General features: G+C 66.7%; 21 protein-coding genes and 3 tRNA genes. 11 read left to right on the plus strand and 13 right to left on the minus strand.

Annotated elements, in window-relative coordinates:
• Window positions 1-11: 11 nt before the first annotated feature.
• The 4 genes from D7252_RS07640 to D7252_RS07655 are packed head-to-tail and all read right to left on the minus strand — an operon-like array spanning window position 12 to window position 6,644.
• The gene (locus D7252_RS07640; protein WP_120774836.1) at window positions 12-716 is read right to left on the minus strand and encodes a CDP-alcohol phosphatidyltransferase family protein; all 705 of its coding nucleotides are present in this window, start codon (window positions 714-716) and stop codon (window positions 12-14) included.
• The gene (locus D7252_RS07645) at window positions 713-4,408 is read right to left on the minus strand and encodes a fibronectin type III domain-containing protein (protein WP_120774837.1); all 3,696 of its coding nucleotides are present in this window, start codon (window positions 4,406-4,408) and stop codon (window positions 713-715) included. The genes D7252_RS07640 and D7252_RS07645 overlap by 4 nt, the downstream gene beginning before the upstream one ends.
• A 32-nt stretch (window positions 4,409-4,440) precedes the next feature.
• Complete coding sequence (locus tag D7252_RS07650) at window positions 4,441-5,112, minus strand: hypothetical protein (RefSeq protein WP_120774838.1); 672 nt, start codon at window positions 5,110-5,112, stop codon at window positions 4,441-4,443.
• Complete coding sequence (locus D7252_RS07655) at window positions 5,112-6,644, minus strand: sugar transferase (protein ID WP_120774839.1); 1,533 nt, start codon at window positions 6,642-6,644, stop codon at window positions 5,112-5,114. Before D7252_RS07655 ends, D7252_RS07650 begins: the two co-directional genes overlap by 1 nt.
• A 347-nt stretch (window positions 6,645-6,991) precedes the next feature.
• On the opposite strand from D7252_RS07655, the gene D7252_RS07660 reads away from it, so the two are divergent.
• The 3 genes from D7252_RS07660 (at window position 6,992) to D7252_RS07670 (ending at window position 9,838) form a co-directional block, all read left to right on the plus strand.
• The gene (locus D7252_RS07660; RefSeq protein ID WP_120776866.1) at window positions 6,992-8,119 is read left to right on the plus strand and encodes a low temperature requirement protein A; all 1,128 of its coding nucleotides are present in this window, start codon (window positions 6,992-6,994) and stop codon (window positions 8,117-8,119) included.
• A 166-nt stretch (window positions 8,120-8,285) separates the two neighbouring features.
• Entirely contained in the window at window positions 8,286-8,570 is a 285-nt protein-coding gene (locus D7252_RS07665) for a hypothetical protein (protein WP_120774840.1), read from the plus strand.
• A 149-nt stretch (window positions 8,571-8,719) separates the two neighbouring features.
• Complete coding sequence (locus tag D7252_RS07670; RefSeq protein WP_308162535.1) at window positions 8,720-9,838, plus strand: acyl-CoA desaturase; 1,119 nt, start codon at window positions 8,720-8,722, stop codon at window positions 9,836-9,838.
• A 64-nt stretch (window positions 9,839-9,902) separates the two neighbouring features.
• Here D7252_RS07670 and D7252_RS07675 read toward each other — a convergent pair whose 3' ends face one another.
• A complete protein-coding gene (locus D7252_RS07675) occupies window positions 9,903-11,291 on the minus strand; it encodes a cell division initiation protein (RefSeq protein ID WP_120774842.1) in 1,389 nt (462 codons plus the stop codon).
• A gap of 178 nt (window positions 11,292-11,469) precedes the next feature.
• Entirely contained in the window at window positions 11,470-11,775 is a 306-nt protein-coding gene (locus D7252_RS07680; protein ID WP_120776867.1) for a hypothetical protein, read from the minus strand.
• 138 nt (window positions 11,776-11,913) lie between these two features.
• Between D7252_RS07680 and D7252_RS07685 the strand changes: the two genes are divergently transcribed.
• From D7252_RS07685 to D7252_RS07695, 3 genes are all read left to right on the plus strand, one after another.
• On the plus strand, window positions 11,914-12,195 hold the full coding sequence (locus tag D7252_RS07685; RefSeq protein ID WP_251050663.1) for a hypothetical protein: 282 nt from the start codon (window positions 11,914-11,916) through the stop codon (window positions 12,193-12,195).
• A 149-nt stretch (window positions 12,196-12,344) separates the two neighbouring features.
• On the plus strand, window positions 12,345-13,670 hold the full coding sequence (locus D7252_RS07690) for a VCBS repeat domain-containing M23 family metallopeptidase (protein ID WP_120774843.1): 1,326 nt from the start codon (window positions 12,345-12,347) through the stop codon (window positions 13,668-13,670).
• 42 nt (window positions 13,671-13,712) lie between these two features.
• Window positions 13,713-14,558, plus strand: coding sequence for a transposase (locus tag D7252_RS07695; RefSeq protein ID WP_120774844.1), 846 nt, complete (start codon window positions 13,713-13,715; stop codon window positions 14,556-14,558).
• A 21-nt stretch (window positions 14,559-14,579) separates the two neighbouring features.
• On the opposite strand, the gene D7252_RS07700 is transcribed toward D7252_RS07695, so the two are convergent.
• Window positions 14,580-14,942 (minus strand): hypothetical protein, encoded by a 363-nt coding sequence (locus tag D7252_RS07700; protein ID WP_120774845.1) that lies wholly within the window; start codon window positions 14,940-14,942, stop codon window positions 14,580-14,582.
• Window positions 14,943-15,072: 130 nt separating this feature from the next.
• Entirely contained in the window at window positions 15,073-15,225 is a 153-nt protein-coding gene (locus tag D7252_RS19970) for a hypothetical protein (RefSeq protein WP_183055215.1), read from the minus strand.
• Between the two features lie 252 nt (window positions 15,226-15,477).
• On the opposite strand from D7252_RS19970, the gene D7252_RS07705 reads away from it, so the two are divergent.
• A complete protein-coding gene (locus D7252_RS07705; RefSeq protein ID WP_183055216.1) occupies window positions 15,478-16,611 on the plus strand; it encodes a serine hydrolase in 1,134 nt (377 codons plus the stop codon).
• 95 nt (window positions 16,612-16,706) lie between these two features.
• Here the strand turns inward: D7252_RS07705 and D7252_RS07710 are convergent.
• From D7252_RS07710 to D7252_RS07720, 3 genes are all read right to left on the minus strand, one after another.
• A tRNA-Phe gene (locus D7252_RS07710) sits at window positions 16,707-16,779 on the minus strand.
• 69 nt (window positions 16,780-16,848) lie between these two features.
• A tRNA-Asp gene (locus D7252_RS07715) sits at window positions 16,849-16,922 on the minus strand.
• A 29-nt stretch (window positions 16,923-16,951) separates the two neighbouring features.
• Window positions 16,952-17,024: transfer RNA gene (locus tag D7252_RS07720), tRNA-Glu, on the minus strand.
• A gap of 209 nt (window positions 17,025-17,233) precedes the next feature.
• Between D7252_RS07720 and D7252_RS07725 the strand changes: the two genes are divergently transcribed.
• Window positions 17,234-18,640, plus strand: coding sequence for a M23 family metallopeptidase (locus tag D7252_RS07725; RefSeq protein ID WP_259461065.1), 1,407 nt, complete (start codon window positions 17,234-17,236; stop codon window positions 18,638-18,640).
• A gap of 75 nt (window positions 18,641-18,715) precedes the next feature.
• Here the strand turns inward: D7252_RS07725 and D7252_RS07730 are convergent, their stop codons facing one another.
• Complete coding sequence (locus D7252_RS07730) at window positions 18,716-19,207, minus strand: inorganic diphosphatase (protein ID WP_120774848.1); 492 nt, start codon at window positions 19,205-19,207, stop codon at window positions 18,716-18,718.
• 86 nt (window positions 19,208-19,293) lie between these two features.
• On the opposite strand from D7252_RS07730, the gene tilS reads away from it, so the two are divergent.
• Entirely contained in the window at window positions 19,294-20,283 is a 990-nt protein-coding gene (gene tilS / locus D7252_RS07735; protein WP_120774849.1) for a tRNA lysidine(34) synthetase TilS, read from the plus strand.
• A gap of 139 nt (window positions 20,284-20,422) precedes the next feature.
• On the opposite strand, the gene D7252_RS07740 is transcribed toward tilS, so the two are convergent.
• On the minus strand, window positions 20,423-20,968 hold the full coding sequence (locus D7252_RS07740; RefSeq protein WP_120774850.1) for a DUF937 domain-containing protein: 546 nt from the start codon (window positions 20,966-20,968) through the stop codon (window positions 20,423-20,425).
• A 131-nt stretch (window positions 20,969-21,099) separates the two neighbouring features.
• On the opposite strand from D7252_RS07740, the gene hpt reads away from it, so the two are divergent.
• On the plus strand, window positions 21,100-21,651 hold the full coding sequence (hpt, locus tag D7252_RS07745; protein WP_120774851.1) for a hypoxanthine phosphoribosyltransferase: 552 nt from the start codon (window positions 21,100-21,102) through the stop codon (window positions 21,649-21,651).
• A 111-nt stretch (window positions 21,652-21,762) separates the two neighbouring features.
• Entirely contained in the window at window positions 21,763-23,763 is a 2,001-nt protein-coding gene (gene ftsH, locus D7252_RS07750) for an ATP-dependent zinc metalloprotease FtsH (protein ID WP_120774852.1), read from the plus strand.

Consider the following 23,763-nt stretch of genomic DNA (forward strand, 5'->3'; position numbering starts at 1 on the left):
CGATTCCCGATTCAGAGAGAGACGAGCTGAGCGTGCTTGCGGCGAAGCGAGACGGCGAAGATCGCGGTATGCCAGGCGAACAGCCCGGCGTACAGCACGGCGAAAACTACCGGCAGACCGATGAACGCCACGACCACGTAGGTCGTCGAGGGATCCTGAGGCTGCTTGACGAACGACTCCAGGATGCCACGACCGGAGTCGCGAGCAGGTCGATTCGGTTTGGGCAGCAGCTTCTCGGCGAGAAGCTGCGACAGGAACCATCCCGAGACCAGGACGGAGAACAACCCCGCGATGAGCACCAGCCACAGTGCGGCATCCGTGCGCAGGAGGTGCACCGCGACGGCGACATGCACCAGAGGGGCGCGCACACCGTCGACGACGTGGTCCAGCCACTCGCCCGCCGGTCCCCCGCGACCCTGGATGCGCGCGAGCTGACCGTCGGCAGAGTCGAGGAGGTACCCGATCAGCAACAGAGCGGCGCCTACCGGTCCCGCCCACCATTCGGGGAAACCGGCGAGCACGCCGATACCGACGGCGCCGACGAGGGCGCTCACGGCGGTCACCCCGTTCGGGCTCGCGCCCCACGTTGCCGCGATGACCGCGGTTCTCCCGCCGAGCGGGCGATTCACCCAGCGCAGGTACGCCGGAACGCCCGCCCCCGCTTTCTGGGCGGAGGCGAGCGCCCGACGTGCCTCGGCGTAGGACAGCCTGCTCATCCGCGAAGCATACTCAACGCGAGATCGAAGCTCAGGTCGGGCGTCGTGCGATAGTTCGCGTGGACCGACGCGGAGATGACGTTGTCGCCTTCGACCAACAGGTTCGCCGGAACGGTGAAGGTCACGCGGTTCGCTCCCGCGGTGGTGGCCCGCGGGGCCGCAGTGGCGTAGGAGTTCTGGGTGAGCGCTCCGGTTCCGAGGTTCGCCCGGCCCAGCTCGACGCCGTTGAGGTACACGACCACACCGTCATCAGCGATGAGGGTGACCGTGCCGTCCTCGACATCAGCCGCGTCTACGACGGTGAAGGTGTGGCGGAATTGCGCGCTGAGCGGCTTCGGCGAGAGGTTGGCCGGATCGACGTTCGTCGCGGCAGCAGCGACGCCCCGAGCGAGCAGACCCTGGCCGGTGCTCCATGCGGAGGCGTCGAACGTCACGGCGTTCCAGTTCACGGGCAGCGCGTCGGCCGAGTAGCGCCACGACCAGGTCGAGCCGTTCTCGATCGTCACGGGTACCTCGTTCTCCGCGGGCGGAGTCGTCGTGCTCACCTGCGCCGTGGCCGGAGCGGACGTGAGGCCGCCGATGCCGACGGCGACCACACTGTAGTCGTATGCCGTCGATGCGGTGAGCCCTGTCTCGGTGAACGCCGTCGTGGCGGCATCCGTCGTGCCGACCTGCTGGCCGCCGCGGCGGATGACGTACGACTGCGGGGCGGTGCCGCCGGTCGGCGCCGTCCAGTTGAGCGTGACCGAATCGATCGTGCTCGTGCCGGTCAGATCCGTCACCGCGTTCGGTGCAGCCGGGGCCTGGCCGCGCTCTGCCGTGAAGGCGAGATCGAAGCTCAGGTCCGGGGTCGAACGGTAGTTGGCGTGCACCGAAGCCGCGAGCACGTTCGTGCCGTCGACGAGGACGCCCTGCGGGACGTCGAACGTCACCCGGTTCGCCGCGGCCGAGGTGTGGGACACGACGCCGTTCGCGTAGGTGCTCAGCCCGACGGTTCCCGCCGGCATCCGCACTCGTCCGAGCTCGACGCCGTTGAGGTAGAGAGCCACGCCGTCGTTCGCGATGACGGAGACCTTGCCGTTCACCACCGTGAGCGCGTTCTGCACCTGGAACTCATTGCGGAACTGCGCACTGATCGGCTTCGTCGTCAGGTTGTTCGGATCGATGTTCGTCGTGGCAGAAGCCACGCCGCGGCCGAACAGGCCCTTTCCGACGCTCCATGCGGAATCGTCGAACGCCGTGCTGCTCCACGCAGCAGGAAGAGCGTCGGAAGAGTAACGCCACGACCATGACGCGCCGTTCTCGATGAACGTGAGCGCGGATTCCGGTGCGGGCTCGGCGATGAAAGCCGCCGTGCTCGCCGAGCGGTTCCCTGCTGCGTCTCGTGCGCGGACGAAGTAGCTCGTCGGATCTTCGGTGATCGGGACCGTGTAGGTCGCGGACGTGGTGGATGCGATCACGCGGTTTCCTCGGATGACCTCGTAGGTCACCCCACCGGCGTCGGTGGACGCACCCCAGGTCAGTGACGCCTCGGTGCCGCCATTGCCCGGCGTCGCGGTGATCGCACCGGGTGTGGTCGGCGCGATCGCGTCACGCGGAGCGAAGCGGATGAACCCGCCTGACCACTGGGGGACTTCGCCTGAACGAACGGAGCGACTGAAGTCGCCGCCCGTCCAGAGCACACCCGTGCTGTCGAAGAAAGTACCCCACGCGCCGTAACCGGCACGCGCCTGCACGACCGGAGACCACTCGGCGACGTACTTGCCGGTCTGCGCGTTCCACGCACCCATGAGGTTGATCTTGTCGGCCTGGGTCCAGCCCGTCCCGACGTTGTCCCAGGTGTACGCGTCCTGATAGACCCAGTGGCCGCAGTGGCATCCGCCGACGACGAGCGAAGCGTTGTGTTCGACGGTCTGGAAGTCGCCGCCGGCCTTGGTGATCGAGCCGCCGACACGTTCGAACGTGTTGCGGTCGTACGCGATGAGGGAGTGTTCCGATCCGCCGAGCCACACCTTGCCGCCGGCCTCGGTGACGCCGAGCTGCCAGATGTTGCCCGAGTAGTTGCCGGAGGCGTCGATCGACGCCTTGCTGAACTTCGGCACCCACAGCGGGTCGACCAGCGGTGCGCCGGTGGCGGTCTGGATCGCTGCCGCGCTGGGAGTGGAGGTGGTCTGCTTCATCTTGAAGTAGCCCGAGAAGTAGGCGCGGTCGCCGGCGTCGGAGGCGTCGACTGCAACCGACGTCCCGTTGAGGAAGGCGTTCCAACCGGTGTCGGGGCGTCCCGTCGTGAGGTTGATGCGACCGCCGTTCCACGAGCTGGCGCTTGTGGTCGAGCCCACTGCCGTGAGGTGTGTGAACGCACCGGCGACATAGAGGAAGTTGCCCTGGACGTCGAGGTCGCGGACGTAGGGGACACTGCCCGTGGCCCGGTGCTCTGCGGTGACCTGCCAGCCCGAGAGCTGACCGGTCGTCGCGTCCAGGAACGCGATGCCGGCCTGCGGAGTGCCGTTGACGGTGGAGAACTGGCCGCCGATCGCGACGCGTCCGTCGGCCAGGCCGACAATGGCTTTGACCTGGCCGTTGAGCTGCGGACGGAACGTCGATGCCCATTCGCCCGTGTTGACGTCGAAGGCTGCGAGGTAGGGCTGCCCGACCTGGTCGGCACCGGCCTCGGTCCGCTGAACATAGCGGAAGTTGCCGCCGACGAACACCTTCCCGCCGACCTCGCCGAACTCGGCGACCTCGGTGTTGAGTTCGCCGCTGCTGCCGTTGGCGAAGCCGGAGACGCCCCAGACCGTGTTCATGGCGTTGCTCTCGGGAATCGCGGCGAGCGTCGACGCGGCAGTTCCGGATGCGGGAATCGTGCCGAAGTCGAGGTCGGCCACCTTGAGCTGCGGCCGAAGGAAGACCTGCGTGAACGGTCGAGCATAGCCCTGCCCGGAAGGGCTCCACAGATACGACGTCGTCGCCGTGCTCCCTGGGGTGCTCGCACCGTACGCCCAGCCGTTGATGTAGTTGTGTGAAGCCTGCTCGCTGAACACGACGCGCCGCTGCAGATTGTTGCTGCCGAAGTTGTTCGTATTGCCGCCGCTGCCCGCAGCACCGTCGAACGAGTAGTTCTTGACGCGGTGTTCGGCGCCGAAAGTCCATGCCCAGCGGTCACGCTGGGTGAGAGTGAAGCGCGCTTCCTGCCAGGCGGTGCCTGCGGTGTCGGTGGCGCGGCGGAGCCGGATGCCGTCGGTGAGCGCGTCGACCCGCCCGCCGTTGAGAAGAGCGTCCACGGTCTTCGCGGGAAGCTGCGCGGGTTGGAACGCGTCGGTCCCCGACGGGGTGTTGCGGACCTGCGCGGGGGTGCGGAGGCCGTTGTACCCTTCCTTCCACCCCTCACGGCCGCGGCCGATCAGGACCCAGCCGCCACCGGCGGTGGTCTGGTCGCAGTAGAACTGTTCCGGCGCGACGAGGGAGGGTGTGACGAGCCAGTAGATGCCATCCGCGGACTGAGGGTGGTTCTGCTTGACCTCCCAGCACGATGCGGCCGCCGTCTCCTGCGTGAGGCCGTCGGGAAGCGGGGTGACCGCGGAGGTCGCTGCGATCGGCATGAGCAGGGAGCCCACCAGTGCGGCAGCGGCCACGATCGCACCCGCTGTCATGCGAGCGAGTTTCGTGCCACGCGGTGTGGTCGTGCTGTTCATCAGATTCCTTTTTCGGGTTCAGATCCGACGGGTCAGGCTGCAGCGCAGTCCTGGGCGTCCGGGATGTCGTGAGACGAGATCTTCCAGGCATCGTCTTCGAAGACAGCACCGTAGACGTGGGCGACGGGTCGGCCCGGGTTGTAGAGCGAGTCCTTGAGCGAGTTGCCCGCGGCATCGATGATGTCGATTCCTGACACGTCGACGCAGACTTTCAGCGTGATGGTGGCCGGCTCCGTCGCGAGATGGACGGCCGTCGGGGTCACGCTCGTCACGACGGCGTCCCCGGTCTGCGTGTAGCCGAGGTCGAACTGTTCGCGGGCATGAGACTGGACTTCGCCGAGAACCCAGCCTGTCGCGACCGCCTCCACGCCGACGGCAGAGCCGTCGCCGCGCTTGCCGACCTCGTCCAGTGCGGCGACCACGGCTTCCACCGCAGACGCGGCGCGTTCGACTTCGGCCTCTTCGTCATCGCTCAGCGGCGCCTCGACGACTGTGGAGACGGTGGACAGCGGGTCCTCCGAGGCGTTCTTGTCGGCGTCGCCGTCGTCAACCGGCTTCTCCGTCGGCGCCGCGACGGGGGCGGGAGCGTTCGATGCGACCAGGGCGATGCCGATGCCGACACCCCCGAGCGCGATCGCCGATGCCGCGATGATCGCGATCCAACGCCGACGCGATCGGGTCTGAGTCTGTTCGTTCGTGTCCATCAGTAGGCTCCGCTCGGCTGGACCATGGCCTTGGCAGTACGCCACATGATCTGAAGGTCGTTCATGACGGACCAGTTCTCGACGTAACGCAGGTCGAGGCGCACGCTCTCGTCCCACGAGAGGTCGCTGCGACCGGAGACCTGCCACAGGCCGGTGATGCCGGGCTTGATGTAGAGGCGCCGGAACACGGTGCCGTCGTAGGCGGTGACTTCGCTGGGGAGCGGCGGACGCGGCCCGACCACGCTCATGTCCCCGACGAGGACGTTCCAGAACTGCGGCAACTCGTCGAGGGACAGTTTGCGGAGGATCCTGCCGACTCGGGTCACCCGCGGGTCGTCCTTCATCTTGAACAGGAGTCCGGCGCCTTGATTCTGCTCCTTGAGCGCCGCGAGCTGCTGCTCGGCATCCGTTTTCATCGAACGGAACTTGACCATCTTGAAACGGCGGCCATCGCGGCCGACGCGCTCCTGGAAGAAGAAGACCGGACCAGGGGAGTCGAGCTTGACGAGGACTGCGAGCACAGGAGCCAGCAGAGCGATCGGAATCAACGCGATCGCTGCGACGGCGATGTCGAGCGCGCGCTTGAGCACATGTTGGCCTCCCTCATAGCGGGGGATCTGCACCTGGATGAGGGGCAGCCCCTCCACGGGGGCGAAGGAGATCCGTGGGCCGGCGACGTCGGTGAGACGGCTCGAGAGCACGAGCTCGGCAGCGGTACCTTCGAGCTGCCAGCTGAGCTTCTTGACGAACTCCGGCTCGCCCTCGGGGCGGCTTGCCACGATGATCGTGTCGGCGCCGAGCTGCGCGGCGACGGTGGCGACGGTGTTCACGTTGCCCAGCACCGGGAACTGCGCGTTCTGGATGTCGATCTCCCGCGCGTTGCCGTCGAGGAGGGTCGCACCGACGACCTGGTAGCCGGATGCGCCGATCGGGTGGAGTGTGCGAACGACGTACTCGACGTCGTCGCGATTCCCGACGACGAGCGTACGGGAGGCGAACCTCCCGTACGCTCGCTGCGCCTGGAGCCAGCGGCGCCACAGCCACCGGGTCACCAGAAGAGTCAACACACCGACCGGCAGCCCCAGCAGCAGGGTCAGTTGCATCGACTTCCACGCGAGCAGCACCGCCACGATGGCGATGATCCCGAAGGCGAGCCCGCTGGCGTGAACCACGCCGCGGTACTCGGTGGCGCTCGCGCGGAACAACGCGGCGTCCCGCGTGTGCAGTGCGCTGAGCATGAGATACCACAGCGCGACGAGGGGGACGCCGCCGCGGAGGATCTCAGACCCAGCGACGCCGACGACCAGTTGGAACGTCGCTGTCAGACCGACCGCGAACAGGATGACGGCCGCATCCGTGATCCGCAGTCGCATCCGATAGCGACGCTCCCACTGACGGCGTCTTTCCAGCGTTGCGGAAGCGCGCGGTGTGACCACCGTGTGCGCTGCCGGCTTGGCGGCTCGTGGAGCAGCGATCGGCATGAAGACCGACCCCGGACGAGCGATGCTCAGAGCATCCTCGACGGAAGTCATGCCGAGGCCCCTTGAGCCATGAATGTACGCAAAATACCCCAGTGCGACATTTGTTTCCCCAGATTCCCCAAACCATGAACCCCACGTTCACGGCGTTTGTCTGCGTCCCGACCCCTCGGGTCCTGCTGGGTTGCTCAGTGATTCCCACATCACGGAGTGCGTTTCGCCGTCCCACACGGCGTAGCTGGCAGCAGGCGCAGCAGACTTTGTCACTGTAGCGGATGGCGCTCGTCAAAGGAAGGTTTTTCGGACGAATGGATGAATAGGGCCAAGATCCTCGTTCCCGCGGCCGCTATCCTGACGCGGTGACCGCGAACTCCGCCGCCCCACGCTTCCGACTGCATCGGATGCTGCCGCGCGACCCAGAACAGCCGCACCGCTCGGCGAGCATGCTCGAGCTCTTCTTCGACCTCGTGTTCGTGGTCGCCGTGAGCATCGCCTCCGCGCAGCTTCATCACGCGCTCAGCCACGGCGACTTGGTGCACGGGATCTCCTCCTTCGCGATGGTGTTCTTCGCGATCTGGTGGGCGTGGATGAACTTCACCTGGTTCGCGACATCGTTCGACACCGACGACTGGCTGTACCGTGTCACGACATTCGTGCAGATGGCTGGGGTGCTGGTCCTCGCCGCCGGTATCCCGAAGGCTTTCGAGGAGGGCGACTTCACCCTGCCCGTCGTCGGCTACGTGGTCATGCGCGTCGCGATGGTGGCGCAATGGTTGCGGGCTTCACGCACCGCCGGACCGCTTCGCGGCGCGACCCGGCGGTACGCGATCGGGATCGCCGCTGTGCAAGTGCTGTGGATCCTGTTCCTTCTCATCCCCTCCGGGCCGCTGCAGCCGATCGCCTTCGTCGCCTTCGCACTGATCGAGATCGGTGTCCCCGTCTTCGCGGAGTACCGCCGGCAGACGCCGTGGCATCCGCATCATGTGACCGAGCGCTACGGTCTCTTCACTCTCATCGTCCTCGGGGAGAGCCTGCTCGCCTCCGCGAATGCGATCGTGGACGCTCTCGAGGAGGTGGAGTCGCTCGGGCCGCTGATCGCGATCTCGGTACTCACCCTGGTCATCACCGCGTCGCTTTGGTGGATCTACTTCTGGCCGCCCCATCACCGGGCCATCACCACGTTCCGTCGTTCGCTGCGCTACGGGTACGCCCACTACTTCGTCTTCGCTGCGGCTGCGGCCTTCTCCGCCGGCATCGAGGTGCAGCTCGACCTGCTCACCGGAGAGAGCCACCTGCCGGAGCCGGCTGCGTCGTTCACGGTCGCGATCCCGATCGCCGTCTTCCTCGTCGGCGTCTGGTGGATCGCGATCCGCGACAGTGCAGACCGCGTCGTGAACACGGCCATCCCCATCGGCGTCCTTCTCCTCCTCCTCGTCGCGGTGCTGCCGATCCCCGTGGCATTGGCCGCCCTCATCCTGGTGGCGATCGTGGTGATCCTGGTGCTCCGCCCACCCGTGCCATCGCGGTGACCTGCTATCCTGGTGAAGCAGCGTGTGTCCAGTGCCCCTCTCGGCCGCCACGTCGCCACTGATCAGGGCCATTCCGGACCACGCACATCGATGCGCGTGGGCTCCCCCTGATCTCACATCTTGCGGGGCGCCGACGCGTGCCCGCCACACAGCAATGAGCACCACCATGAACAAGACGACTTTCCCCCCTTCCGACCCCTTGACCTGGAAACAGGCCGACTCCGATGTGCACGTCGCGACGCGCGACGGCGAATTCGCCGGCTTCGTCGAGATCGACGGCGCGGCGCACGCCGTGCGCGACAATCACGGCGCAGACCTCGGTACCTACGACAGCCTCGAGGAAGCGCGCCTCGCACTGGAGAGCGCCCACGCACCGGAACGCCGCGCGCTGAGCCTGCCGTTCCGCGTACCGCGCACTCTGCGCAGACGGCCGCGTCGAGCTCGCGCCTGAGGCCTGACCCCGATACACACTGCGTACCGGCGAGTCAAGGGCCCCCCTTGTATTCCCCACGCTGCATGAGGGGCGGGTTAGCCTCAGTTAAGCGTTGGGCGATCTGCCCTCGGCTTCCATAGCTCAAGGGCTCCGATCGACAGGAGAAGATCATCTCCATTACGCAGGTCGAAACGACCGCAGCAACGCTGGGACCGGTACGTCAGACGTATTCGGGCAACGCCGAGTTCCCTCCCATGGCAAAGGCCTACAAGCAGGTTTCCCAGGTGGTCAAGGAAACAGGACTGCTCCGACGAGCACAATGGTTCTATGCGGCAGTCGCCGCCGGCATCGCCATCGCTCTCGGTGGTCTGATCACGGGGTTCATGCTGCTCGGCGACAGCTGGTTCCAGCTGCTCATCGCCGCAGGCCTCGGGATCGTCCTGACCCAGATCGCGTTCCTCGGACACGAGGCGGCGCATCGTCAGATCCTGACCACGGGACCGGCGAACTTCAAGCTCGCCCGCATCGTGATCGCCAGCATCGGCATGAGCTACTCGTGGTGGGACTCCAAGCACACCAAGCACCACGGCAACCCGAACCAGGTCGGCAAGGACCCCGACATCGAGGTCGACACGATCTCGTTCCTCGAAGAGGACGCCGCGAAGGCGAAGGGCCTGATCAAGCTGATCACCCGCAAGCAGGGCTGGTTGTTCTTCCCCCTGCTCACCCTCGAGGGACTGAACCTCCACTTCCTCGGCCTGAAGTACCTCATGACGGCGAAGAACGTCAAGGGTCGCTGGATCGAGCTCAGCATCATCGCAGCGCGTTTCGTGCTGATCCTCGTGCCCGTGTTCATGATGCTCCCGCTGGGAATGGCGTTCGCGTTCATGGGCGTGCAGTTCGCCGTCTTCGGCGTCTACATGGGGGCCGCGTTCGCCCCGAACCACAAGGGCATGCCGATCATCGATCCCAGCGCCCGGCTCGACTTCTTCACCAAGCAGGTCCGCACGTCGCGCAACATCCGCGGCGGCGCCTGGGTGACCTGGCTCATGGGGGGTCTGAACTACCAGGTGGAGCACCACCTCTTCCCGAGCATGCCGCGTCCGCATCTGGCGAAGGCGCGAGAGATCGTCCGCGACTACTGCGTGTCGAACGACGTCCCGTACACGGAGACCGGTCTCCTCACGTCGTACAAGATCGTGATCGAGTACCTCAACCGTGTCGGTCTGTCCGCCGGCGCCGACCCGTTCGACTGCCCGGCGACCGCGCAGTTCGGTCGCGCGTAGCACACAGACAGAAGGGGCCCGCCCCGAGCGCTTCGGCGACTCGGGGCGGGCCCTTTTCTCGAACTCAGTTCCTGGTGGACTCGTCCGACTCCACCACGTCGATCACGATCTTCTCGAGCGGGCGGTCATCGTCGAGTTCATCGTCAAGGACCTCGTCGCCGAGGAACTCGGACTCGACGTTCGCACCGGCGGTGGACTCGCCGCTTTCGTCCCGGCGGGCGATGCCCGCGGAGCCGTCCGTCGACAGGCTCTCCTCGGAGTACACGCCGTCGGGGCGGATCAGCTCGCGGACTTCGGACATGAAGCTGTTGAGCTGCTGCTGCTGCCAGCGCAACTGGCGAGTGCGGTCCTCAGCGTCGCGCAGCACGGCGGACGTATGACCGATGACGGTGTCGACGATCTTCTGGGACTTGACGCGCGCGCGGTCCAGGGTCTCGCGAGCGCGGACCTGGGCGTCGGCCTCGATGGTCTGCGCCTGCGAGCGCATCAGACGCTCGTAGTCGTCCGCCTTCGCGGAGATTCGCTGGGCGTGCTCCAGCGAAGCGGCGACCTGCTCGTTCGCATCGGTCGTGATGCGCTCGGCGTGCGCCACCGCCTGGTTGTGCAGCAACAGGAACTCCTGCTGAGCGTCGTCCTGCCGGCGGGTGAGGGTCTCCTCGAACTCCAGCACGCGAGCGTTCATCTCGCGCACCTCCCGCTCGGCATCCGCGCGCAGCTGGGTGGTCTCACGGGTGACGAGGGAGCGCAGCGCCGCCGCGCCCTTCTCGGCCTCCGTGCGGATCGCATTCGCTTCCTGCGCGGCCTGGTTCACCTTCTCGGTGGCGTGTGCGGACTCGCGCTCGATGCGGGCTTCGTGGGCGGTGTACTCGGTGTCCATCTTCAAGCGGACCTGGTCGGCGTCGCGCTGCGCCTGCGCCGTGATGCGCTCCGCGTCTTCCTCCGCCTCAGCGCGACGCGCGGTGACCTCATCGCGGGCCGAGCTCATCAGTCGATCGGCCTGCACGGCGGCGTTCTGGATGAGCACGTTCGCCTGTTCCTCGGCGACCCGGAGGATTGCTTCGAACTGCTGGCGGGAGGGTGCTTCCCCACCATCGGGCTGCGGGGCGTCGACCAGCTCCGAGGTGAGGGTCGCGACCTGCTGCTCGGCATCGGAGACCTTGGCGTTCGCTGCGGCGAGTTCACCCTCGAGTGCTTCGCGCGCGGCGCGCTCCTCTTCGCGGATCGCTTCCAGCGTGTCGGTCTGACGAGCCTTGGCTTCAGCCAGGTCGTCGTTCAGCTGCTGCACCTGCTTGCGCAGCGTGTTCAGCGCGGCATCCACCTCGCCCTTGTCGTAGCCGCGGAAGCCCACGGTGAAAGGTGACTGAGGATCGCGCTGCGGCGACGTCTCGATCAGCTGATCGAAGAAGTCGGGCGAGCGCTCGTCGCGATCGGTGTTCTCGGAGGGTTCGCTCATGAGGTTCAAGCCTTTCTGGCGAGGCCACGTCGCGGAGCGGCTGCTCCATCCCGCCGAACGGGAACGAGTGACCGAAGGGGAGGTCGTGTGCGGGCGCCGCCAAGGCCGCGGTCTGAAGAGATCGAGCCGAGTACGCGCGCGCACCTAGCCTAGTTGTGTCTTGCTGTGCGATGCGTGGTCAGCTCGCGACCATCAGGTGGTCCAGCACGAGCTCGCCGGTGGCGTTCAAGGACTTCATCATCTCGGCGATCAGGTGCGGATCGACGGTGGGCGGTTCGGCGCTGTCGAAGCCGAACTGCAGCGGGATCGCAGGGTGGATCCAGACGGTCGCGCGTTTGTCGACACCCTCGGCGACCGGACGCCAGGTCATCATGAAGCTCTCCTGGCGTCGGAGCTTGGTCGCGATCACGATTTTCAGGTGCGCCAGCGTGGCATCCTCGACGAGGATCGGATCCGAAATGCCGTCGTACCTGAGTCTTCCCATGACTGAACCGTACACCGCGCGAGCGCACATCCCCACTTCGGAGGTGGACACCGAACCACCTGGTGCGCAACCCCCTCGGTGGTCTTTTCTGCTTCGTCCTAGAGTCTTCGGACGGCTTCGACAGGAGAGGTGACGGGAATGAACGAGATACAGACGATGGTGCGTACGCAGATCACCGTGAACGGCACGGAGTTCTTCCTCGCCCAGGGGCAGGAGATCGAAGGCATCAAGAGCGCGATCGAAGCAGCCGCGGAAGCCGGCGGACGCTTCGTCTCCTTCATCGTCGTCGGCAATCGTTCCATGAGCATCCTCGTCACCGCCGCCACGCAAGTCGTGATCTCGGTCGACACGGTTCAGTTCGACCACCGCGACACCGGCGACGACGACGCACCCTACGGCGGGACATTCGACCTGCTCTGACGCGCGTGCACCCGTGAAGCGGGGACAATCTGGGGACAATCGATCCGCGACGCACCCGAGCGGCAGCACGGGTGCAGCCTGGGCGCCCTGGTACGGTGACGGCGGAGGACACTGCGTCCCCGGGTCGACCGAGCAAGAGAGAACGCGAGATGAAGCGAACGTCCCGGTGGAGTCTCGCCCGGATCGGGATCGCCACAGTGCTGGTGCTGGTCGTCGGCGTGCTTGCTCCGTCCTTCTCTCCCGGCTCTCCCGCAGTCGCGGCGACCGACGGACAGATGATTTATCCGGCGTCGGGCAACATCCAGTCGAAGATCAGCGACGGGTGCCGGGGGAACTATCGCAAGCACGACGGCATCGATATCACCGGAGCGGGTGGTGCGCCGATTCTGGCCGCCTATGACGGCGTGATCACGGCGCGCACATCGAACGGCGGCTACGGCTACTACACCGATGTCACGCACCCCGGCGGGTACCACACGCGGTACGGGCACATGGCTGCCCCCGGGAAGTTCGCCGTCGGCACACGTGTCGTCCGCGGACAGCAGATCGGTGTGGTGGGCAAGACGGGCGCCACCTCGGCCTACCACCTGCACTTCGAGGTGCGGCGCAACGGTGCCATCTACACGCCGGTGAACCAGGGCTTCACGTGCCTCTCCAACGTCACCCGCGGCGGGTTCATCCCGCACTTCTTCCCGGGTCTCGGCAGCGCTCCGGCTTCTCAGTTCGCATCGGCGGACTTCGACGCGGACACCAAGGCCGACCTCCTGGTCGTCGCCGGCAACGGCGACCTCAGGCTTCGCACCGGCACCGGCAGCGGTGCCTTCCGGGCACCGAAGACCGCCTTCTCGGGCTGGGGCAATACCCGCAAGCACATCACGCATACCGATTTCAACGGCGACCGAAAAGGCGACATCCTCGTGGCCGTGCAAGGTGGCGCCCTCGAGTTCTACGCAGGCACGGGCGGGGGCACCTTCCGCCCCGCCGTCAAAGCCGGTTCGGGGTGGTACAGCATGCTCCATGTGGCATCCGGCGCCGACTACAGCGGGGATGGCAGACAGGACGTCCTCGCCGTGAGCTCGACGGGTACGCTCACCATCTACCGCGGCAACGGCAGTGGCGGGTTCGGCAGCTCGCATCGCACGGTCGGCGTGGGATGGCAGGGGTTCCACTACCTCGTGGGCGGCGATTTCGACAACGACGGTCGCGGAGACATCATCGCCGTGGCGGATACCGGCGCGCTCTACTTCTATCCCGGAAACGGTGATGCTTTCGGTAAGCGTCGCGAGGTCGGCTCCGGGTGGCAGGAGTTCACCTCGGTGTCCGGTGGTGTCGACTACGACGGGGACGGCCGGGCCGACCTGCTCGCTCGCAGGGCGAACGGAGACCTCTTCCTCTACCCCGGCACGGGGGATGGCGCGTTCGGCGGGAAGCGCCTCGTCAGTTCCGGGTGGAGCGACTACCTCGCGATCGAGTAACGGCGCCACGCTGCGACGGAGCCGCTCGCGTATCGTGGGCGCATGGCCGACCCGACGTTCGAAGAGATCGCGGCCGACCTGTATGCCGGTGCACCGGACGAATTCGTGTCGTCGCGCAACGCGCGAGCGAAAGCGCTGACTGACACCGCTCTCGCCGCCCGAGTCCGGGGGCTCCGCAAGCCATCCGTCGCCGCCTGGGTGGTGAACGTGTTCGCGCAGGAGCGCCGGGAGCAGTTGCAGCAGGCTCTCCAACTCGCGGCGGAGCTTCGGGAGGCGCAGGAGGACCTGGATGCCGCGGCGCTGGCCAAGCTCGGTAGGGAACGGCGCGTGCTGACACGGCACCTGGCCGAGACGGCAGCCGAGTTGGCGGCACCGCGTGGGGAACGGATCACACCGGCGACCATCGAAGCTGTGGAGCAGAGCATCTCCGCCGCATTCTTCGATCCCGGCGCGGCAGCGGCCGTCTCCTCCGGTCGCCTGGTGCGACCGCTGGAGCCCACATCCACGTCGGAGGATGTGCGCGATGCGGTGGTCGGCGACGTTCCCACTCTGGCGCCGGCGCCCGCACGCCCGACGGATGAACTGAAGGCGCGGCGAGAACGCCGAGAGGCTGAGCGTCGTGTGGTCGAGGCCGAGAAGGACCTCGCTACCTCAGAGCGCGAACTGGCGAAGCAGGATAAAGCTCTCAGCGCTCTTCAGGCGAGGGCGAAGGAACTGGCCGACGACGAGGCCGACCTCGAAGCGCAGCTGGCCAAGGTGCGCGCTGAGGCGCAGCGTCTCGCCAAGGATCTTCCCGACGTCGAGTCCCAGCGCGCCGAGGCGGAGGAGCGGACGGATGCTGCGACGAGTGCAGTGCGCGACGCGCGAGGTGCCCTCGAGGCGCTGTGACCCCGGCCGGGAAATGCCCGCTCAGGGGCGCGACGCACCCTTCGATTCACGGGCGGTGAGCATGCGGCCACGAATGAACGGCAGCGCGGGCGCTCGGTATTCGATGGCGGGAACACTCTCGGGAGAGAGCGTGAACTCCGCCTGTCCGAACCGCCACAGTCGATTGAAGAGGAAGACACCGAGGGTCACTGCCCGGTCCGAGGGGACCTGCCACGTGCCGAGTCCCCACTGCGTCGGCTGCCCACGGCCTTCGATGACGAGCGTGGGTCGCACGCCGGCGTAGAGCGCGAACCAGGGCTTGTGGAGCGTGAGCTCGACTCGACGCGTGGCCGAGCCGTCGACGGGCACCGGGGCTTCGGGGATGTGCGGCGGGTGATCGGGCATGGATGCTCCAACGAGAAGGGAGGCGTTCGCTCCTCAGCATCCTCTCACCGCCATCCGGCGGCCGCGTACACGGAGATCCCCGACAGCGTCGTCGCGAGCGGCCGGGGATCGACGGGTCGGCTGCCGCCGGTCAGCCTCCGGACGGGTTCTCGACAGGGGTGCCGTCGTCGTCGGTGGTGTGCTCGGTCGTGGCGGCGTCGGCCTGTTCGGGAGAGCCACCGGATGCCGTGTCGGCCTCTTCGTCTTCGCCCGGGGTTCCGTTCGTGTTCTGCGGATCACTCATGCTGTTCTCCTTCGGTCGTTGCGACGAACCTAACGGCGGTGATGGCGCGACGGTGAGGCCCTTGACGCTGGACCTCGGGAGGTGGAGACTCTCGCGATGCTAGCGGGCGCTACCGGCTCCACCTCACGGGGGAGCGCAGGTCCGTCCGGCGTGGGATGTTGAGGACGGGGGCTCTCGATAGCGTCGATCGTGACGATCATCCGCCGAATTCGAGAGGACGCCATGAAAGCTCGCACCAGGACGCGCACCCGCATGACGGCAGTCATTGCGGCGGCGTCCACCGTTGCCCTGCTCACCGGCTGCGTCGCAGCGACCGACCAGCAGCCCGAGCCGACCAGCAGTGCGGCTGCGGAGGTCGCGCCGGAGATCGCGGCGGCCCTCGAGGGAGTGATCGAAGCCGGGGCGGTCGCGGTGACGGTGGACGTGCGCGACGGCGGCGACGCGGTGCAAGCGGCGGAGGGCTCGGCAGACGTCGAGGGTGACCGTGCCGCCGAAGCGGACGACCCCGTGCGCATCGCCAGCATCTCGAAGACCGTCCTCGCCGTGGTCGTACTGCAACTCGTCGAGGAGGGAAAGGTGTCGCTCGACACGACCGTGGAGGAGGTGCTGCCTGGACTCCTCTCATCAGCGCCAGGCGACGTGACGGTCGAGCAGCTGCTCCGCCACACGAGCGGACTACCCGACTACATTCCCGCGATCGCGCCGGACGCAAAGGCGGCGATCGACGGCAACGAGACCACCTACGAGCCGGAGGAGCTCGTGGCGATCGCGCAGCAGCAGCCGTGGTCGGCAGCGCCGGGAAGCGCGTTCCACTACACGAATGCCGGTTACACGGTCCTCGGCCTCATGGCGGAGGACGTCTCGGGCGAGCCCGTGTCCGATCTGATGGCGGCGCGCGTGTTGGAACCCACGGGTATGGACGACACGGTCTATCCCGAGGACGCGTCGATGCCCGAGGATGCTCTCCGCGGATACATGACCGTCGAGGAGGACGTCGTCGACATGACGGAGTACGAGCCGTCGTTCTGGTCCTTCGGTGCTTCTCTCGTCTCCACGGTCGGCGACGTGAGCGCTTTCAATGCCGCGCTCCAAGGCGGCGAGCTGCTGGAGGACGAGACGCTCGAGCAGATGCGTTCCCTCGGCGCGGAAGGGTATGGGATGGGCGTGCTCGCTGCAGGTGACGCGTGCGGCGCGCAACCGGCGGAGCTCGTCTACGGGCAGCGAGGCAACGGCTTCGGCTACAACTCGCTCACGCTTGCCAGCGCCGACGGTCAACGCGTCGTGACGGTGGCGTACACCGGGGGATCGTTCGATCCGGCGTCGGATCCGGTGTTCCCGGCCGTGAACGAACTGCTGGTCGCCGGGCTTGCGAGTACCTGCCCGTAGCGACGGGGAACCTGGCCCTGACCGGGGAAAAGCAAAACCCCCACCATGTTAGAAGCTAGGTGGGGGTTTCTAAGGTGACTGTAACGATCACCCTGTGGCTCCGACGGGCGTCGATCCCGTGACCTCTCGATTTTCAGTCGAACGCTCTACCAACTGAGCTACAGAGCCGCGCGACTGGCGAACCTGTCGCGTCCTAGACGAAAGGCCCTCTTCGAAAAAAGGGCCCGTCGCACGGAGCGACCCTGACGGGACTTGAACCCGCGACCTCCGCCGTGACAGGGCGGCACGCTAACCAACTGCGCTACAGGGCCTTACTTGTTTTCAATTGTATCGGATTGAGTGACCCCAACGGGATTCGAACCCGTGCTACCGCCGTGAAAGGGCGGCGTCCTAGGCCGCTAAACGATGGGGCCGGATGTCAGTCCCGGGGGACTTCCTTGCCGACGCTCAAGCATAAGCGATGTTCGCCGGAAATCGCGAATCGAGGGCGCGGCGCCTCCGAATGTGGCCGAAGGGGAGGACGATGGGCACGTCAGACATGTCCGGCATCCACCTTCCGCCCTGTTGTGGATGTGACAGTTGTTGTTAGTGTGACATGTGTGAAAGCGGCGGAAGGGGCCGAGTGAACGACAGGACCATGCGCGATGCGGCAGCAGCAGCATCCGCAGATTGTGGTTGCGCGCCCACCCCAACGGAGCGCGCGACCTTCACGAAGCAAGGCATCAGCCGTCGCGGGGCCCTCGGCCTCGGCGTGCTCAGCGTTGCCGCGTTCAGTGCTTTCGGCATCTCGACGGGGGTGTCCGCCGCGTATGCCGCGTCGTACCCCAGCTGGGACGACGTGCAGAAGGCAAAGCAGAACCAGGCAGCCAAGGCCGCGGAGGTCAACCGGATCGAAGGTCTGATCCAGTCCCTCACGCAGAAGGTCTCTGAGACGCAGGCGGCGGCGAAGGTCGCCTCCGACGATTTCTACGAGGCGCAGCAGGCGTACTTCGCGGCGATCGCCGAGGCTGAGACGCTGCAGGCGCAGGCCGACGCGCAAGCCACGGCAGCCGACGAGTCCGCCAAGAAGGCAGGGCAAGTCGCAGCTCAGCTCTATCGCAACGGCGGTGACAACACGTCTCTGGAGCTCTTCTTCGCCGGCTCCGCGAACAATGCCGACGAACTGCTGTCGCGTCTCGGCACGATGGACAAGCTGTTCGAGTACAACCAGTCGGTCTACGACGACGCCGTCGCCGCGCGCAACTCCGCCCAGTCGCTGAGTGATCAGGCTGTGGTCGCGCGTGACGAGCGCGACCGTCTGCAGCAGATCGCCGAAGAGAAGATGGTCGTCGCGCAGCAGGCCGCCGATGCCGCTCAGGCCGCCCTCGACGAGCAGTCCGCCAACCTCGCCACCATGGAGGCGCAGCTCGCGGCTCTGAAGGACACGACGTCAAAGACTGTCGCGGCGTACCAGAAGGGTGTCGAGGAGGCCGCACGGAAGAAGGCGGCGGAAGAAGCAGCACGCAAGAAGCGCGAAGCCGAAGAAGCCGCAAGGCACGCCTCCGGTAACAGCGGTGGTGGCGGCGGAGGAGGCGGCGGCGGCGGTGGCGGTGGCGGCGGCGGCGGCGGCGGTAACGGCTGGGTCCGGCCCCACGGCGGATACCGCAGCTCCGGCTATGGCCCCCGGTCGCAGCAGTGCAATTCCAGCGGCTGCTCGTCCAGCTGGCACTACGGCGTCGACCTCGCCAACGGGTGCGGCGCAGCGATCTTCGCCGCTCATTCCGGCACCGTCGACGCGGCCTTCTACAACGGCGGCTACGGCAACTACGTGCGCATCCAGCATGGTGGAGGGATCTCCACCGGCTACGCCCACATCAAGCCGGGCGGCTTCGCCGTGCGCCACGGTCAGTGGGTCCAGGCCGGTCAGGTCATCGCCTATGCCGGCAACACCGGAGGGTCCTTCGGCTGCCATCTCCACTTCGAGGTGTACATCAACGGTGCGTACACCAACCCGATCAACTTCATGGCGGACAAGGGCGTCTCCGTCTGAGCATCCGCCCCGTACAGAGAAGACCCCCGGCCGCAGAGCGGTACCGAGGGTCTTCTCTTCGTCTGGCGGCTGAGGTCAGTGACCCTGCTCGCCGTAACGCACGATCGACTCGTCGAGGATGCGCTGCGCCTCGGCGGCGTCGCCCCACGCGTCGACCTTGACCCACTTGTTGGGCTCGAGGTCCTTGTAGTGCTCGAAGAAGTGCTCGATCTCCTTCTTCGTGTACTCGGCGAGGTCGCCGATGTCCTGGATGTGGGCCCAGCGCGGGTCCTTGGACAGGACGGCGACAAGCTTGTCGTCACCGCCGGCCTCGTCGCTCATCTTCAGCACCGCGACCGGGCGGACCTCGACGACGACGCCCGGGTAGATGGCGTGGTCGAGCAGCACGAGCACGTCGAGCGGGTCGCCGTCCTCGCCGAGGGTGTTGTCGAAGTAGCCGTAGTCGGCCGGGTAGCCGAAGGTCGTGTAGAGCACCCGGTCGAGGTGCACTCGTCCGGTCTCGTGGTCGACCTCGTACTTCACGCGGCTGCCGCGCGGAATCTCGATGACGGCGTCGTGTGCGCCCATGCGTGTGCTCCTCAGAAAGACGGGTGGATGCCGCGGACTAGCCTACCCGCGCACTCCGCAGCGCAGTGGTGTCTTACCGTGGAGCTGTGCCCTCGCTCTCACCCGCCATCGCCGAGATCCGCCTCGCCGTGCGCACCGCGCTCGCTGACCTCCCCGAAGAATCGACCGTGCTCGTCGCCCTCTCCGGCGGCGCTGACTCGCTCGCACTCGCCGCCGCGACCGCCTTCGAGGCTCCGAAGCGCGGGCTCCGTGTCACGGCGGTGACCGTCGACCACGGTCTCCAGCCGGGGTCCGCGGACGTGGCCGCACGCGCGGCACGAACCGCGGAGGAACTCGGCCTCGACTCTCGTGTCGTGGGAGTCGACATCGCCGGCGATGGTGGGCCGGAAGCCGCTGCACGCACGGCGCGCTATCGAGCGCTCGAAGAGGCCGCATCCGATACCCGCGCCTCCGCCGTGCTCCTCGGACACACGCTCGACGATCAGGCCGAAGGCGTGCTGCTGGGCCTCGCCCGGGGTTCGGGCGCGGCGAGCCTGCAGGGAATGGCGCCGGTCCGGGAGAGCGCAGATGGGGTTCGGTGGGTGCGACCCCTGCTGACGGTTCGTCGAACCACGACGAGGGCATTCTGCGCGGCATCCGCTCTGACACCGTGGGACGACCCCCAAAATCTCGAGGAGCGTTTCGCCCGCGTTCGCGTGCGCGAGCGGGTGCTTCCGGTGCTCGAATCCGAACTCGGCCCCGGCATCGCCGAGGCACTCGCTCGAACGGCCGAACAGCTGCGGGAGGATGCCGAGGCCTTCGACGAGATGATCCACGAGACGATCGAGGACATCGTCGAGCACGCCGAGGCAGGGATATCGGTGAGCGTCGCCGCGCTGGCCGCGAACCCCGCAGCCCTTCGCAACCGGATCATCCGCCTGGTGGTCGACAGCGAGTTCGGTGTGAGTCTCACCCGCCTCCAGACCGTCGAGGTCGCCCGGTTGGTGACCGACTGGGCCGGCCAGGGGCCCATCGATCTGCCGGGCTGCTCAGCGATCCGGCAGGGCGGGCGCATCGTCTTCACCGCGCGGGACTGATTCACCGCGCGGGACTGAACTCACCGGTGCGCTCCGCGCGAACTTCCGCGGCCCGTCGCAAGTTCTGCCGCCTCGCAGACGATGCGAGGCGGCAGAACTCGAGTGCCACCGTCGTTGTTCGGACTCCGGCGAGGCGGCGCTACTTCTTGCCGAAGAGGCCGCCGAGGATCCCGCCGAGATCGATGCCGCCGGCACCACTGCCGCCGGCGCTGCCGCCCGAGGACCCGCCGAGCAGACCCCCGATGAGGTCGCCGATGCCCCCGGACCCCTCACCGGCGGCGTCCGTCTTCTGGCTCTTGTCCTTGCCGGCATTGGCGATGAGGCCCATCACGATGGGGGCCAGGATCGGCAGAAGCTTGCCGAAGTCGACGGCCGGCGTCGCCTTCGACTGGGTGAGCTTCTCGGTGACCTCCTGCTTCTTCGATCCGAGGATGTGCGAGACGATCTTGCCGCCGTCGGCCTGATCGATGTCGTCGACCTTGGCCGCGCTCGTCGTTCCGCGGTGCTTGCCTAGCGCCTTCTCGATGGCGGCGGATCCCTCCTCGGTCTTCGCGTTCTCGGAGAGCCCGCTCAGCAGAACGGCTCCGCCCTGTTCGACAGCGACCTTGGCCTCGTCGCGTGAGACGCCCAACTTCTCGGCGATGTCGTCGATGGGAACCTGCGTGAGGATTTCGTCAAGAGCCATGCTCAGTCCTTCCGTGGGTGGGCGTCTGCCCGTCTGTCCGTCACAGTAATCCGGATGCCGCGATCACGGGAGAGGGGTTGCATTCGGCTCGCGCGGTCGGAGAGTGCGCAATGGTCACCTAAAATCGATCCATGCGCGCCGCGGAGATTCAGGATGACCTTGCAGAGATCCTCGTGACCGAGGAGCAGATCCTCGCCAAACTCGAGGAGCTGGCGAAGGAAGTCGCCCGCGACTACGAAGGCAAGGACCTCGTCCTGGTGGGCGTGCTCAAGGGCGCCGTCATGGTCATGGCCGACTTCGCCCGGGCGCTGCCGTTCCATGCTCCGATGGACTGGATGGCGGTCTCGAGTTACGGCGCGAGCACGAAGTCGAGCGGAGTCGTGCAGATCCGCAAAGACCTCGACACCGACCTGAACGGCAAGCACGTGCTGATCGTCGAGGACATCATCGACTCAGGCCTGACCCTCAGCTGGCTGCTGGAGAACTTCGGATCCCGCGGGGCGGAGTCGATCGAGGTGCTGGCACTGCTGCGCAAACCCGAAGCGGCGAAGGTCGTCATCGACTGCAAGTACGTCGGGTTCGACATCCCCACCGACTTCGTCGTCGGATACGGGCTCGACTACGACGAGCGGTACCGCAACCTCCGCGACGTCGCGGTTCTCGCGCCGCACGTGTACAGCTGAGCCCCCGAACACTCAACGCGCGACCGGTCTCACTCAACGAGGCACGACGCGGTACGCCGTGGGTGAACGCACAGCGGCCGCCTAGGGCGCGCGCGATACGCTGATCCGATCATGGATGTGAAGAAGCTCACCCGGAATCCGCTGATCTACGTCGCGCTGATCGGCGTGCTGCTTTTCGGCGGCTTCCTCCTGATCTCCAACCTCGGTGCGCCGAAGCAGATCACGACCCAAGAGGGCTTGAAGCTCCTCTCCGGCGACACCGTCTCCGAGGTGGTCACCACCGACGGTGACCAGCGGGTCGACATGACACTTTCGAAGCCCTTCGAGGGCGCGGAGAACGTGCAGTTCTACTACGTCGAGGCCCGGGCCGACGAGGTCGTCTCCGCGATCAACGAGTCCGCTCCGAAAGACGGCTTCGACGACGCCGTGCCGCGCGCGACCTGGTTCGACGGCTTCATCTCGCTGCTTCTGCCGCTCGTACTCCTCGGGTTGCTCTTCTGGTGGCTCCTCTCGTCCATGCAGGGCGGTGGCGGCAAGGTCATGCAGTTCGGCAAATCCAAGGCCAAGCTCGTCAACAAAGAGACTCCGACCGTCACGTTCGCGGATGTCGCGGGCGCGGACGAGGCCATCGAAGAGCTCCACGAGATCAAGGAGTTCCTCCAGGACCCCGCCAAGTTCCAGGCGATCGGCGCGCGGATCCCGAAGGGCGTCCTGCTGTACGGCCCTCCTGGAACCGGAAAGACGCTGCTCGCTCGCGCCGTCGCCGGTGAAGCCGGTGCTCCGTTCTACTCGATCTCCGGTTCTGACTTCGTCGAGATGTTCGTCGGCGTCGGCGCCAGCCGCGTCCGCGATCTGTTCGGTCAGGCCAAGGAGAACGCGCCCGCGATCATCTTCATCGATGAGATCGACGCCGTCGGTCGTCACCGCGGAGCCGGCATGGGCGGCGGCAACGACGAACGCGAACAGACTTTGAACCAGATGCTGGTCGAGATGGACGGGTTCGATCCGAACGCCAACGTCATCGTGATCGCAGCGACGAACCGCCCCGACATTCTCGACCCTGCACTGTTGCGCCCCGGCCGCTTCGACCGTCAGATCGGTGTCGACGCCCCCGATCTGAGGGGACGCCAGCGCATCCTCGAAGTTCACAGCAAGGGCAAGCCGCTGTCGAAGAACGTCGACCTCGAGGTCGTCGCCCGCAAGACGCCGGGATTCACGGGTGCCGATCTGGCGAACGTCCTCAACGAGGCGGCGCTCCTCACCGCTCGCTCCAACGCGCAACTTGTCGACAACCGAGCTCTCGACGAGGCCATCGACCGCGTGATCGCCGGCCCCCAGCGTCGTACCCGTGTGATGCGCGACAAGGAGAAGCTCATCACCGCGTACCACGAGGGCGGACACGCGCTCGCGGCGGCGGCGATGAACTACACCGATCCCGTCACCAAGATCACGATCCTTCCGCGCGGCAAGGCGCTGGGATACACGATGGTGCTGCCGTTGGACGACAAGTACTCCGTCACACGTAACGAGCTGCAAGACCAGCTGACGTATGCGATGGGCGGCCGCGTCGCGGAGGAGCTCGTCTTCCACGACCCGACCACGGGTGCATCCAACGACATCGAGAAGGCGACGTCGATCGCCCGCAAGATGGTCATCGAGTACGGCATGACGACCCAGGTCGGCCCGGTCAAACTCGGCACCGAGGGTGGCGAGCCCTTTGCCGGACGCGACATGGGCCGTGGCCGCGAGTACTCCGAGCGAGTGGCGGAGCGGGTCGACGCCGAGGTTCGCGCTCTCATCGAGCAGGCTCACAACGAGGCGTACGAGGTGATCAGCGCGAACCGCGACATCCTCGACAAGCTCGCCCTGACGTTGCTCGAAGAGGAGACTCTGGATCACAACCAGATCGCCGAGATCTTCACCGAGATCAAGAAGCTTCCCGAGCGCCCGCTCTGGCTGTCCAGCGAAGACCGTCCGGTGTCCGAGCGTCCGCCCATCGAGGTGCCGAAGAAGGACGTCTCGCTCGTCGCATCCGTCGAGGCTCAGCCGACGGCTCCGCGCACGCAGCAGGGAACGGCGGGGGCGGGCAACCCTCGTCCGGCGACGGCGTGA

This window comes from Microbacterium sp. CGR2 (genome assembly GCF_003626735.1).
Lineage (GTDB): Bacteria > Actinomycetota > Actinomycetes > Actinomycetales > Microbacteriaceae > Microbacterium.